At 61.1% G+C, this 13,086-nt stretch carries 12 protein-coding genes and 1 tRNA gene; 7 read left to right on the plus strand and 6 right to left on the minus strand.

The annotated features are described in order from the left end of the window. Positions 1-22: 22 nt before the first annotated feature. Positions 23-1,294 carry an NAD(P)/FAD-dependent oxidoreductase gene (locus ACR0LX_RS12865; protein WP_480784060.1) on the plus strand — a complete coding sequence of 424 codons (1,272 nt, stop codon included), beginning with the start codon at positions 23-25 and terminating at the stop codon, positions 1,292-1,294. A gap of 4 nt (positions 1,295-1,298) precedes the next feature. On the opposite strand, the gene ACR0LX_RS12870 is transcribed toward ACR0LX_RS12865, so the two are convergent. After that, on the minus strand, positions 1,299-2,000 hold the full coding sequence (locus ACR0LX_RS12870; RefSeq protein WP_480784061.1) for an SDR family oxidoreductase: 702 nt from the start codon (positions 1,998-2,000) through the stop codon (positions 1,299-1,301). A 102-nt stretch (positions 2,001-2,102) separates the two neighbouring features. Between ACR0LX_RS12870 and ACR0LX_RS12875 the strand changes: the two genes are divergently transcribed. Further along, positions 2,103-2,954: a LysR substrate-binding domain-containing protein gene (locus tag ACR0LX_RS12875; RefSeq protein ID WP_480784062.1), complete on the plus strand. Its 852-nt coding sequence runs from the start codon at positions 2,103-2,105 to the stop codon at positions 2,952-2,954. Here ACR0LX_RS12875 and ACR0LX_RS12880 read toward each other — a convergent pair. Beyond that, positions 2,951-3,847 (minus strand): LysR family transcriptional regulator, encoded by an 897-nt coding sequence (locus ACR0LX_RS12880; RefSeq protein ID WP_480784063.1) that lies wholly within the window; start codon positions 3,845-3,847, stop codon positions 2,951-2,953. The two genes, ACR0LX_RS12875 and ACR0LX_RS12880, sit on opposite strands and share 4 nt — an antisense overlap. A 75-nt stretch (positions 3,848-3,922) precedes the next feature. Between ACR0LX_RS12880 and ACR0LX_RS12885 the strand changes: the two genes are divergently transcribed. The 5 genes from ACR0LX_RS12885 to ACR0LX_RS12905 all read left to right on the plus strand — a co-directional run bounded on the left by ACR0LX_RS12885 (position 3,923) and on the right by ACR0LX_RS12905 (position 11,099). Continuing rightward, positions 3,923-7,135: a 2Fe-2S iron-sulfur cluster-binding protein gene (locus ACR0LX_RS12885; protein ID WP_480784064.1), complete on the plus strand. Its 3,213-nt coding sequence runs from the start codon at positions 3,923-3,925 to the stop codon at positions 7,133-7,135. A 128-nt stretch (positions 7,136-7,263) separates the two neighbouring features. Further along, entirely contained in the window at positions 7,264-8,130 is an 867-nt protein-coding gene (locus ACR0LX_RS12890; protein WP_480784065.1) for an FAD binding domain-containing protein, read from the plus strand. Continuing rightward, on the plus strand, positions 8,127-8,606 hold the full coding sequence (locus tag ACR0LX_RS12895; protein ID WP_117868038.1) for a (2Fe-2S)-binding protein: 480 nt from the start codon (positions 8,127-8,129) through the stop codon (positions 8,604-8,606). Before ACR0LX_RS12890 ends, ACR0LX_RS12895 begins: the two co-directional genes overlap by 4 nt. Next, positions 8,606-10,861, plus strand: coding sequence for a xanthine dehydrogenase family protein molybdopterin-binding subunit (locus ACR0LX_RS12900; RefSeq protein ID WP_480784066.1), 2,256 nt, complete (start codon positions 8,606-8,608; stop codon positions 10,859-10,861). Before ACR0LX_RS12895 ends, ACR0LX_RS12900 begins: the two co-directional genes overlap by 1 nt. Then, the gene (locus tag ACR0LX_RS12905) at positions 10,854-11,099 is read left to right on the plus strand and encodes a MoaD/ThiS family protein (protein WP_480784067.1); all 246 of its coding nucleotides are present in this window, start codon (positions 10,854-10,856) and stop codon (positions 11,097-11,099) included. Before ACR0LX_RS12900 ends, ACR0LX_RS12905 begins: the two co-directional genes overlap by 8 nt. 52 nt (positions 11,100-11,151) lie before the next feature. Here ACR0LX_RS12905 and ACR0LX_RS12910 read toward each other — a convergent pair. The 4 genes from ACR0LX_RS12910 to ACR0LX_RS12925 all read right to left on the minus strand — a co-directional run bounded on the left by ACR0LX_RS12910 (position 11,152) and on the right by ACR0LX_RS12925 (position 13,082). Continuing rightward, positions 11,152-11,226: transfer RNA gene (locus ACR0LX_RS12910), tRNA-Phe, on the minus strand. 79 nt (positions 11,227-11,305) lie between these two features. Continuing rightward, positions 11,306-11,488, minus strand: coding sequence for a DNA gyrase inhibitor YacG (locus ACR0LX_RS12915; RefSeq protein ID WP_480784068.1), 183 nt, complete (start codon positions 11,486-11,488; stop codon positions 11,306-11,308). Next, entirely contained in the window at positions 11,485-12,507 is a 1,023-nt protein-coding gene (locus tag ACR0LX_RS12920) for a ribonuclease E/G (protein ID WP_480784069.1), read from the minus strand. The genes ACR0LX_RS12915 and ACR0LX_RS12920 overlap by 4 nt, the downstream gene beginning before the upstream one ends. Beyond that, positions 12,504-13,082, minus strand: coding sequence for a Maf family protein (locus tag ACR0LX_RS12925; RefSeq protein WP_480784070.1), 579 nt, complete (start codon positions 13,080-13,082; stop codon positions 12,504-12,506). The genes ACR0LX_RS12920 and ACR0LX_RS12925 overlap by 4 nt, the downstream gene beginning before the upstream one ends. Between the last annotated feature and the right edge of the window lie 4 nt (positions 13,083-13,086).

The raw sequence follows: 13,086 nt of genomic DNA on the forward strand, positions 1-13,086 counted from the left end.
TGGCCCAAAGAAAGAGACAATATTGGCGTCCGTAGAAACTTCACTGTGGCAAAAGACTTGCCCGAACCGGCTGGAGGCGAAGGCCTTGACTGGCGATGCGTCGGTTGACCTGGCCGTAATCGGGGGTGGCTATACCGGTTGTTCCGCAGCCCTGACGGCGGCAGAGGCCGGTGCCTCTGTCTGTTTGCTCGAGGCGCATGAGATCGGGCATGGGGGGTCCGGGCGCAATGTTGGGCTGGTGAATGCTGGCCTGTGGTTGTCGCCGCAGCAGATCCGCGATCATCTCGGACAGGAGGTCGGGGATCGGCTGAGTCAGCTTCTGTCGGCCGCACCCGCTGAGGTTTTCGATCGGATCGAAAAGCACGGCATCGACTGCGCGCCGATCCACAACGGGACTTTGCATTGCGCCCATTCGCAGGCAGGTTTGCGCACCCTCAAGACCCGCCATGCACAGTTGACCGAGGCGGGGGCTGCGGTACAGCTGCTTTCGGCTTCTGAAGCTGCGGAAAGAACCGGTAGCACCGGATTTCTCGGTGCGCTATTCGACCCGCGCGCAGGGACGATACAGCCCCTGGCCTATTGCGTTGGCCTTGCCCGCGCGGCGGAGCAGGCTGGCGCACAGATCTGCGAAAACAGCCCGGTGCAATCGCTGGAACCCCTCGACGGCCAGTGGCTATTGCGCACCGCTGCCGGAACAGTGCGCGCGAAAGCGGTGATACAGGCGACGAATGCGTATCACCAAGCGCTGGCCACAACTGCGCCAGCCTATGTGCCGGTGTTCTATTTTCAATATGCGACCGCCCCGCTCAGCGACAACCTGCGCGCCAGTATCCTGCCCGCAGGCGAAGGGTGCTGGGATACCGGGTTGATCATGACATCTTTTCGCATGGATCATCATGGTCGGTTCATTATCGGGGGCATGGGCGAACTCAGCGGCCTTGGTCAGTCCACCCATCGCGGTTGGGTCCGGCGCAAGATGGCGGAGCTATATCCGCAGCTTGCGGATCAGCCCTTGGCCGAAGGCTGGCATGGACGGATCGCCATGACCTCGGACCATCTTCCCAAGATCGTTTCGATTGGGCTCAATGCCTTGTCCGTTCACGGATTTTCGGGTCGAGGCATAGGCCCCGGCACCGTTTTTGGCCGGTTGATGGCCGAAAGCCTGCTGACGGGTGATCCGGACCGCTTGCCGGTTCCCGCTTTGCCGGATTACCGCGAGAGTTGGACAGGACCGCGCCGCGCCTTTTTCGAAACCGGCGCAGCGCTTACCCATCTGGTCAAGGCGCGGTTCTGAGCGATCACACCGCGCGCGTGATCCCCCCATCCACGCGAATATTCTGACCGGTGATATAGCCGCCGCCGTCGGATGCCAGAAATGAGATGGTCGAGGCGACCTCGTCATAACTGCGACCATAGCGTCCCATCGGGATGCGGGCGCGGAACTCTTCCTTTTCCGGTAGGCTGTCGATGAAGCCGGGAAGAACATTGTTCATGCGAATGTTGTCGGACGCGTATTTGTCGGCAAACAATTTTGTAAATGCGGCAAGCCCCGCACGGAACACGCCGGACGTGGGAAAGACCGGGTCCGGCTCGAACGCGGCAAAGGTTGAGATGTTGATGATCGAACCGCCGCCCTGCGCCTGCATGATCGGCGTCACGATCCGGGTCGGCCGAACGGCGTTCAGGAAATACACGTCCATCCCGGTGTGCCAGTCCGCATCCGACAATTCGAGAACCGGTGCGCGCGGACCGTGGCCCGCGGAATTGACCAAGACGTCGACACGTCCCCAATGGGCCATCGCTGCATCAACCAGCTTTTGCAGGTCGTCATTGGACTGGTTCGATCCTGTCACGCCGACGCCGCCCAACTCTGCCGCCAGCGCCTCGCCTTTGCCCGAGGATGACAGGATACCCACCTTGAACCCGTCCGCCGCCAGACGCCGCGCTGCGTCGGCCCCCATGCCGCTGCCCCCGGCCGATACCAAAGCTACTTTTGTCATCTGTTTCTCCAATTGGTTTCACGGCTAGTTTGCCTCGTGCAGAAACGCTTCGCCAATCAGTTCTTCTGACATTTTACTGTAGGAAAACTACTGAGTATGCTGATGACAGCCCTTCCTCCACTCAACGCGCTCAGAGCTTTTGAGGCTTCCGCGCGACACCTGAACTTCCGACTGGCGGCGGAAGAACTTGGTGTCACGCAAGGCGCGGTTGCGCAGCAGGTTCGCGGGCTTGAGGCGCGCTTGGGACAATCGCTTTTTGATCGATTGCCACGTGGGTTACGCCTGACCGAAGCAGGCCGCCGCTTTCAGTCGCCGCTGCGGCGGGCGTTTCGGTTGATCGAAGAGGCGGTGGACGACTTGTCGGGGCAGCGGCAGGTTACCATCTCGGTCACGCCCAGTTTCGCGTCAAAGTGGCTGGTTCCGCGTTTGAGTGACTTTATGGAAAAACACCCCGACGTTGCGGTGCAGGTGGACGCGCGCGAACGTCTGGCAGATTTTCAGACCGACGGGGTTGATCTTGCAGTACGTCAAAGCCGGTCTCCGGTGCGGGCTGGGTTGACCGCTACGCCGCTGTTTTCGAGTGCGTTTGTCGTGGTGTGCAGCCCCGCGCTGGGCGCGAAGGTGTCGACGCCTGCGGATCTAATGAACCATGTTCTGCTGAGCGATACGCTCGGTCTTTGGCCTTTGTTCCTCGAAAGCGTCGGGGTCGAGGGCCGCCCTAAGACGATGAGCTTCAGCCAGACCAGCCTCGCAATCGACGCGGCCGTTACTGGTCAGGGAATAGCGCTGGCGCATGCGACGTTGGTGGCGTCCGAACTAGACTCGGGCCAACTTGTGCAACCTTTGCCGGACGTTCTGGTTGATGATCTGAGCTTTGCAATTGTCGCCCCGACGCGCCCGCGCCAATCCGAGTTGGTGGCATTGATGCGAGACTGGCTGTTGTCTCAGATCTAAAGCGCCGCTGCGATGTCTTCGATCCGGGCGCGCAGCCACTTATGGGCGGGATCATTGGCCGATCTTTGGTGCCAGACCATGTAGATCGTCACCGGGTCGCACGCGAACGGCAGTGGCGCGCAATCCAGCCCCGCCAGCGGACCGGTTTTCATCAGTTCAGTATCTGTCGAGATCAGATCGCTGCCTTTGACAAAAGACGGTATCGCGTTGAAATGGGGCAGGGTTACGGTGGGCGGGTTGATCTGGCTTTGATCCACGCCGCGCATAACCGAGCGCGCGCTGCGTCCGTCGGCAAACCTCACATCCACATGTTCGCTTTGGCAATAGCTGTCCCAACTGTCAGGCGGGTCGCGTCGGCTGGCGTCGTAGAACACCATCAGCGGACTGCTCAATAGGCTCTTTTGAATGATGTCCGGCCCATCAGGCGGCAGCGGCGTCAGCATCAACTGACACCTGTCGCTGCGCAGCAGGTCGGGGTCCGGCACGCCGGAGGGGATAAATTCCAATCGCAGGCGGATGCCATCGGCGCGCGTCGAGCGCAGCAGTTCCGGAAAGATCAGCTCGCGCTGCAAGTCGTTGGCGGCGATCCGGATATCGATCCGCTCGGACATGGGGTCAAACGGGCGGTCCAGGGTCAGGGCGCGCATGCCGTCCAGCACTGCTTGAACCGGGTCTTTCAACGAAAGCGCCCGCTCGGTCGGTGTCAGCCCCTGACCGGACCGTACGAACAAGGGATCGCCGAGCACCTGTCGCAGCTTCGCCAGCGTGTGGCTGATGGCCGATTGCGTCACACCCAGCCTGTCGGCGGCTTTTGAGACCGAACTTTCCTGCAAGATGGTCAGGAAGACGCGCAGCACCTTGCCGTCCAGTTCGGTAAAATCAGTTTTGCTCATACCATTTATGATTATCCATGAATGGTTTTACTGTCCATAACCCGCTACCTGACGCTTGCAAACAGGAGGCATGCGATGGGTATCCGCTTTTTCTCGGACAAGAGTCGCCCCGTACATATGGGGTCCTATCCGCTCGAGCGGCTGGCCCGGCAAGCGCAAATGCCCGATCTGTCGCATGTCCCGCCGATGAAATCGCTTAGTTTTCGTCGACCGGATCGGCCAGAGAGCATCGTCAACGCGATGGGGGAATTTCAGGCCATGCTGGATGCGATCCGCGATGGTTTGGTGAACCGCGTGCAATCGGACATCCCCACGGACCCGGTTGAGCGTGCCAACCACCTAAAGGCGTTTGGCTATTTCAATGATGCTTCGATGATGGGATGCGGCCCGCTACCGTCCGAAGCGGTGCTTGCCCAGTCGCGGCGAAACCCGGACATTGACCGTCTAGCCCACGCGCTGCGCACACGCCAGACCAAGACACTGGCCTCGGGCATTGACGTGATCATGGCCGATCTGAAGGATAGTATGGAGGCGACGCCTGGCTCGATCGACAGCCACCGTAATGCAATCGTTTTCCTTTATGAGCACAACCGTGACCCGGACCCCGCTGAGCCCGGCTCTGACTGGATCATCGATGCGCAGGATCATCGTGCCTGCCTGTTGGCGGCCGAGAATGCGGTGGTGATTGCGAACTATATCCGCTTGCTCGGGTTCGACGCCCGGGCGCATACGGCGATGTCGACTGATGTTGATTTGGCTAGGCTGGCGGTTGCGGCGGGCCTGGCCACGGTCGAGGATGGAGAATTGGTCGCGCCTTGGCTGGGCCGTGGCTTTGGGCTGGCGGTTGTCACCACCGAGATGGAATTGGCCCATGACCAACCTCTGCAACCGATGGCGCAGCAGCCGTGGTTTCGCACGCAAGGCCCGGCCTGGTGGTTGGGAACAGGGTTCGCCAAGAATGCGCTGAACCGGGACCCCTATGCCAAGCGGCGCTATGTGGACGGCGCGCATCCATTCGAGAACCTCAAGCGTGTGGGCACACCAACAACCTATATCGACGAGGAAAACGTTGCACGTGTGCCCAAGCGCGCCGACATGTTTGCCCGTGCGCAGTTTGGAGATATGGGCAAAACCCTGCAAGACAGTGCCAAGGGCGGGTATTACGTCCGCAAATCCGCGCCCAGTTTCGCGCAACGCCGAGCGTTGGGGGCCTTTGTGCTTTTACAGGATGGGGACAGTGCCGACGGCGCGAAACCCACGGACGCGGACCGTAACGCTGCCAATCTCAAAGCCGCCAGCTATTTCCTTGGGGTTGATGCCGTGGGCCTGAGTCGATGCCCGGAATGGGCCTGGTATTCCCACGACGCGACCGGCGAGGAAATCGTTCCGCATCATGATCAGGCCGTCAGCATGATCATCGATCAGGGCTATGAGACGATGGAAGGGGCCAGCGGCGATGACTGGATCAGCGTTGCCCAGTCGATGCGGGCCTATCTGCGGTTTTCCTTGCTCGGCGGCGTCATTGCGCAGCAAATCCGCAATCTCGGCTTCAAGGCCAAGGCGCATACGGTGATGGATGGTGAGGTTTTGCAACCTCCGTTGTTGCTGCTGTCCGGGCTGGGTGAGGTCAGCCGGATCGGTGAGGTCATTTTGAACCCCTATCTGGGGCCGCGCCTGAAATCCGGGGTTGTCACGACAGATATGCCGATGAGCCATGACAGGCCCATCGACTTTGGTCTGCAACGGTTTTGCGAATCCTGCAACAAATGCGCGCGCGAGTGTCCCTCGGGCGCGATCACGGCCGGGCCAAAGCTGATGTTCAATGGCTATGAAATCTGGAAATCCGACAGCCAGAAATGCGCCACCTACCGGATCACGACACCCGGCGGGGCGATGTGTGGGCGGTGCATGAAGACCTGCCCGTGGAATCTGGAAGGCATCTTCAAGGAATGGCCCTTCCGCTGGGCGGCAATGAATATTCCACAAGCGGCGCCCGCGCTTGCAAGGCTCGACGACGCTGTGGGGAATGGCGGTCTGAACGATGTCAAGAAATGGTGGTGGGATATCGAGTTGCAGGCCGACGGGTCCTATCACCCGTCGAAGCATCCTTTGAACCGGCGTGATCTGCAAACAGACCTGGACCTGAAATACGAGGATCAGACCTTGGCGGTATATCCCGCCTATCTTGCGCCGCACCCCTGGCCCTATCCTTTTGCGATGGATCGCGAGGCGGGGATCGCGGCTTATGAGGCCATGGTCACTGCCGAGGATTACAAGGCGCGCAAGGTCGCGGGCGATGACGCGATGGTCCACCGCTATACCATTGCCGGTGACGCACCGGTTATGCGGGTCGAATTGACCAAGGCCGACAAGATGACGGCGGATGTGACCAAGTATGAGTTCTCGGCCCTCGATGGCGCACCTTTGCCGGAATGGACTGCCGGCGCGCATCTGGATGTGCTGGTCGCACCGGAATTTCTGCGCCAGTATTCCATGTCCGGTGATCCATCTGATCGCAGCGCCTATCAGATCGGCGTGCTGCGCGAGGATGAAGGGCGCGGTGGCTCGGCCTTGCTGCACCGTATTTTCAACGAAGGGCGCAAGGTTTTCATCTCAAAACCCATCAACCATTTCGAACTGGACGAGACAGCATCGAAAACCTTCCTGATGGGCGGCGGGATCGGGATCACTCCGATGATCGCCTTTGCCCATCGGTTGTACAAACTGGGCAAACCGTTTGTGTTGCACTATTCCGCCAGCACCCGGGCCGGGGCCGGGTATCTGGACGATCTGGCCGCTATGCCCTGGGCGGATCACGTGCACTATCACTTTTCAGATGAGGGCAGCCGCGCCGAACTGGATGTGATTCTGGCGGGGTATCAGGACGGCTGGCACGTTTATGCCTGCGGGCCGGATCGATATATGGGTGGCGTGATACAGGCGGCAGAGCGTCAGGGCTTTCCGGAAGAAGCACGGCATCTGGAATATTTCTCGGTCCCCGAGCAGCCGGATTATGAAAACCACCCGTTTACCTTGCGTCTGGCGCGGTCGGGTCGGGACTTGCCGGTTCCGGCTGACAAGGATGCGGCCCAGGTGTTGAACGAGGCAGGGATTCACGTAGATGTGAAATGCTCCGACGGTATCTGCGGTGTCTGCAAATGCGGCGTTGTTTCGGGCGATATCGAACACCGCGACTTTGTCTTGTCGAACAAACAACGCGAAAGCGCTATTATCCTATGCCAGAGCCGCGCTGCGGAAAAGGAAGGCGTGATCGAGATCGATCTTTAAGCGTGTTCCAAAACCGACATGCGCGTGTTCTAAATTAGGTCGTTCCTGCCATGGACGCCGGAGGGTTGCTGCACTAACGTCCCCTTCGAACCCCAGTGAATCCTGATCAACAGGAGCGAGGTAGATTCATGGAATATCACAGCCCCACCAGTTTTTCCGAAGCGTCGGGACTGGCTGCAAATGCGACGGGCGTCACACGGTTTCTGGCAGGTGGAACGGACGTTCTGGTTCAGCTGCGCTCGGATCTCGTGACGCCGGATACGCTGATCGACATCAAGAAGATCGACGGTGTTCGCGACATTGCCCGAAACGCCGATGGCAGCTGGACGCTGGGCGTCGCGGCAACCGGCGCAGAGATGAGCGAGCATCCCGAGCTTAGCCGCGATTGGCCCGGCGTGGTCGAGGCGATGGACCTGATCGGATCGACACAGGTGCAGGGTCGAGCAACGCTGACGGGCAATCTGTGCAACGGCTCTCCGGCCGCGGATTCGGTGCCGGCAATGGTTGCCGCAGGTGTGACCGTAACCGTAACGGGCCCAGGCGGTACGCGCGAAGTTGCCGTCGAGGATATCCCAACCGGCCCCGGTCGGACGTCTCTGGGCAAGGGAGAATTGGTCTCGTCCGTTAACATCCCCGCGCGCGGGGAGAACGGTGGCGACGCCTACCTGCGCTTTATTCCGCGGACCGAAATGGACATTGCCGTGGTTGGCGTCGGGGTCAGTTTGCGTCTGGACGGCGAAACCATCACCGAGGCTCGCGTATCGCTGGGCGCGGTGGCCCCGACCGTGTTGCTGGTCGAGGATTGTGCTAAAGCGCTGATAGGCAGCGCATTGGATGACGTCGCGCTGGATGCGCTGGCCGCTGCGGCCTCGGCCGCATGCAACCCGATCGACGACAAACGCGGCACCATCGCATTCCGCACCGAGGTTGCCGGTGTATTGGCCAAACGCGCCGCGATAATCGCCTATGCCCGCGCCAAGGGAGAAACCTCATGAGCAAGCTCCACGTATCCACCACTGTAAACGGCGACGCGGTCGAGTACCTGTGCGATCCGCGCGAGACCCTGCTGGACTGCCTGCGTGACAAGCTGAACCTGACCGGCGCGAAAGAGGGCTGCGGCACCGGTGATTGCGGTGCCTGTTCGGTGACAGTGGACGGTCGGCTGGTCTGCTCCTGCCTGATGCTGGGGGTCGAGGCTGAGGGCAAGCAGATCGAAACGGTCGAAGGGATCGCGGACGGGGACGTCCTGCATCCTCTGCAAAAAAAGATGATCGAATATGCCGCCTTGCAATGCGGCATCTGCACCCCGGGTATACTTGTGGCGGCCAAGTCGCTGCTGGAAAAGAACCCAAACCCGACCGAAGAAGAAACCCGTTACTGGCTGGCAGGTAACCTGTGCCGCTGTACCGGCTATGACAAGATCATTCGCGCCGTAATGGATACGGCGGCAGAGATGCGGGAGGCGTCATAATGGCTCTGGACGATCGCAAATCCGAATTCACTTTCGTTGGTACCCGTCCTGATCGTCCGGACGGGTTGGACAAGGTTACGGGCCGGGCGAAATTCGGCGCAGATGCCTATGCGCCCGGGATGTTGCATGGCGCAATTCTGCGCTCGCCTCACGCCCATGCGCGGATCATCGGGATCGACACATCGAAGGCCGAGGCGCACAAGGATGTCAAAGCGGTTGTGACTCGGTCCGATTTTGCCGATGTGCCGTTCGCGCCCGGGCTTGAGGGCGAGTTCTGGAACGTGCTCGAAAATGTCATGGCGGGCGACAAGGCCCTCTATGACGGTCACGCGGTGGCTGCGGTGGCGGCAACCTCGGCGCTGGCGGCGCGCGATGCGCTCAAACTCATCGAGGTTGAATACGAGGTGCTGCCCCACGTCACAGATGTGGACAAAGCGATGGCCCCGGACGCTCCGGTTATTCGCGAGGGCGCGGCAGATTATTCCGTGCCTGAAGGCATGCATCCCAACGTGGTGCGATACCACGAAAGCGGCCACGGCGATGTCGAGGCTGGTTTTGCCGAGGCTGATCTGGTCATCGAAGACAGCTTTGTGACCGAGGCCACGCATCAGGGCTATATCGAACCGCATGCCTGTCTGGCGACGCTGGGCAATGATGGCAAGGGTGAGCTCTGGTGCACCACGCAAGGCCACTGGATCGCGCAAAAGACCTGTGCCGCGCTGCTGGGGATCGAGACCTCGCAACTGCGCGTGACCGCCTCCGAGATCGGCGGTGGTTTCGGCGGCAAGACCACTGTGTTCATTGAGCCCGTTGCGCTGGCGCTCAGCCGCAAGGCCAATCGCCCAGTCAAGGTCGTCATGTCCCGTTCCGAGGTGTTCCGGTCGACAGGGCCTACGTCCTCGGCCTCGATGGATGTCAAGATCGGGATGAAGAAGGACGGGACCATAACGGCGGCAGAGGGGATCTTCCGCCTGCAAGGCGGGGCATTCCCGGGTGCGCCTGGAGACATGACCGCCATGTGCGCCTTTGCGCCCTACAATCTGACCAACGTTCGGCAGGTCGGGTATGACGTCATGGCCAACCGTCCGAAACAAGCGGCCTACCGCGCGCCCGGTGCGCCAATGGGGGCCTTTGCGGTTGAATCCGTTTTGGATGAGCTGTGCAAGAAGCTGGGCCTCGATCCGGTGGAGGTGCGTCTTAAGAACGCCGCGCATGAGGGCACGAAGGCCAGCTATGGCCCAAAATATGACCGTATCGGACTTGTAGAAACGCTTGAGGCCGCCAAGGCACACCCGCATTACTCGGCACCGCTGAAACCGGGGCAGGGGCGGGGGATCTCCTGCGGGTTCTGGTTCAACCATGGCGGCGAGACCTCGGTATCGCTGGCCTTGTCCGAGGATGGCTCGGCGCAGGTCATGGTGGGAACCCCCGACATTGGGGGCTCGCGGGCGTCGATGGCGCTGATGGCAGCCGAGGTTCTGGGTATTCCCTACGAAAACATCCGCGTCACCATCGCGGATACCGCAACGCTGGGGTACAACGACGTCAGCCACGGCTCACGCGTGACCTATGCCAGCGGGCTTGCAACCATCAAAGCTGCCAAACACGCGGTTGAACGTCTGTGCGACCGCGCCGCGGCCAAGTGGGGCATCCCCGTGGATGCGGTGAAATGGGAAAACGGCTGTGCCGTTCCATCCGGCCCCAATGCGGGCGATTTTGACCCGCTGCCGCTGGCCGACATTACCGCTGACATGGGGCGTACCGGTGGTCCGATTTCGGGACATTTCGAGGCCACCCCGGAAGGTGCGGGCGTGTCCTTTGGCACCCATATCGTCGATGCCGAGGTCGACCCCGAGACCGGCAAGACCAGCATCACCCGCTATACGGTTATCCAGGACGCAGGAAAAGCGATTCACCCGACTTACGTCGAAGGCCAGTATCAGGGCGGGGCTGCGCAAGGGATTGGATGGGCGCTGAACGAGGAATACATCTATGGCGAGGATGGTCGCCTGCAGAACTCGATTTTCCTCGATTACCGGGTTCCGGTTGCAAGCGATCTGCCGATGATCGACACGGTAATCGTCGAAGTGCCCAACCCAGGTCACCCGTTTGGCGTGCGCGGCGTCGGCGAAACCGGAATCGTGCCGCCTTTGGCCGCCATCGCCAACGCGGTCTCGCATGCGGCGGGCGTGCGGATGCGACAGTTGCCAATGTCGCCTCCGCGCATTCTGGCTGCGCTGAAGGACAATGATTGAGGTCCACCTCTGGTCCGGCCTCCGGTCTCTGACCGGGGGCCAGGACGTGGTCACGGTGCAGGCGCGTACAACAGGTGAGCTGTTGAGCGAACTGGTGCGTGCCCACCCCCAGTTGAAAGCCCCAATTGATGCAGGCGTTTCGATTGCAGTAAACGGCCGCGTCATTGCCACCGGCCTAACCGAACCGATCCCCGAAGGCAGCGAAGTATACCTGATGCAACGCCTGCGAGGTGGTTGAGTTCTTTCCGAGTTCTTCGCCAGGCCAAGACCGCATGGTTGCTCTGGAAAAGTGGTGCCCGGGGGCGGAATCGAACCACCGACACGAGGATTTTCAATCCACTGCTCTACCCCTGAGCTACCCGGGCACGGGAACGGTGTTTGCCGTTGGGTGGAGGCGTTCTATGACTTGCCAACGGCAGTGTCCAGAGGCTTTTTTACATTTTTTCAGTGCGGCTGAGTTGGCTTTGGATTGTCCACGTCCGGCTCTGCCTCAAGGTCCTCTTCACGCTGCGACGGGACGGCGTATGAGCCGTTCAACCATTTCGCCAGATCGAGGTCCGCGCAGCGTTTCGAGCAAAAGGGGCGGTACATCTGAACTGTGTTTTCGCCGCAGATCGGGCAGCTCATTTCAAGACCTCCGACAAGGGCGCTCGACCGCGTTTGCGCTGCAGTTCGAAATGGCCCAGCGGGGTCCAGCCGGCCAGAATTGTCTCTTCCGGATCGGACTTCAACGCCGTGCGCAGGGCTGCCTCGAACCCACGCCGGTCCTTTTTGGGCATCGGGGCGAGATCCAGCGTGATCTGACCACCCAGACCGCGGACGCGCAACGCGCGGGGCAGGGTTTTGGCGCAGGCGAAATTGGCCTTGGTCCCGGCAGCCATCGATGTGTCGCGACCGGTATTCACGTCCACAGCAACAAGTGCGCGGGTGGGCTGGATGAACAGCGACCCGCCACCCGGCAGGGGTTCGACGATCCCTTGCGCGGTCTCCAGCGCGTCCAGCACGCCATGTGTTTCGAACCCGCCCGGCTGGGTCGAGACCTCGGCCGGATCGGTCCAGTCGCGCCAGGCAAGCACGTGGGGGCTGTCGCCCTCGCTCAGGGTTTCGGGCTCGGTCCCGGGGTCGTTCATGACCTGCTCGGCCTGTGCGTGCATGGCGGCGATGTCTTCGGCGATCTCATCCGGCTCTGCATCCTTGCAGCAGGAACGCAAGATCAAACCGTAATTGCTGTCCCCCATTTGATCATGGGCGATCTCAAGCAAACGATCACGCAGGTCGTCGTCGCGGATACTGCGCGAGATATTCAGGCCCGGCGCATCGGGTGTCACGATGGCATAGCGGCTTTTGAACAGGACACGATTGGTGACCGGGATCGCCTTGCCCGGTTCCGCGTATCCGGTGATCTGGACAAGAATATCCGCGCCCGGAGCCAGTCCCTTGACCTGCCGCAGAAACGCGGGGCCATCGGGCGTTGTCAGGAACATCCCGCCTTGTCCCTTGACGGGCCGGTCGGCGCGGGCGCGATAAATCGTACCAGGTGCCGGAGCGTCTGCGGCGATCAGAAAATCTTCGAGAATGCCGTCAACCATCAGGGCTGCGGCTTCGCGGTCCTGAATATGGTCCAGAATGATCGTGCGGCCCTTCATGATCCCTCGCGATACAACGGATAGCCAATGCCTTGCAAAAGTGCGGCGGTTTCAGACAACGGCAGTCCGACGATGCCCGTAAACGAGCCGGAAATCCATGGGACGAACGCGCCCGCAGGCCCTTGGATCGCATATGCCCCAGCTTTGCCTTCCCAGTCGCCGGTCGCAAGATAGGCGTTGATCTCGATATCCGAGAGGCGCTTGACCTTGACCTGACTGACAACGTCACGCTGCAGGACGCGATCGCCGCGCCGCACCGCAACCGAGGTGATCACCCTGTGCCTGCGTCCGGACAGGGCGTGCAGGAACGCCGCAGCTTCGCCAGCGTTCTCCGGCTTGCCCAGAATGCGCCGTCCCAATGCAACCGTGGTATCGGCGCAGAGCGTTACGTCGTCGGGGCCGGCCTGCACCGCCTCGACCTTCGCCCGGGTGATGCGATGGCAATAGGGGACGGGCAGTTCCCCTTTCAGCGGCGTCTCATCAATGTCGGGGGCGCGAATGGCGTCGGGCTGTACGCCAAGCTGCGCCAGCAGGTCCAGCCGCCTTGGGCTGCCCGATCCGAGGATAAACGCCATGGTG

The organism is Ruegeria sp. CH11, assembly GCF_056537105.1.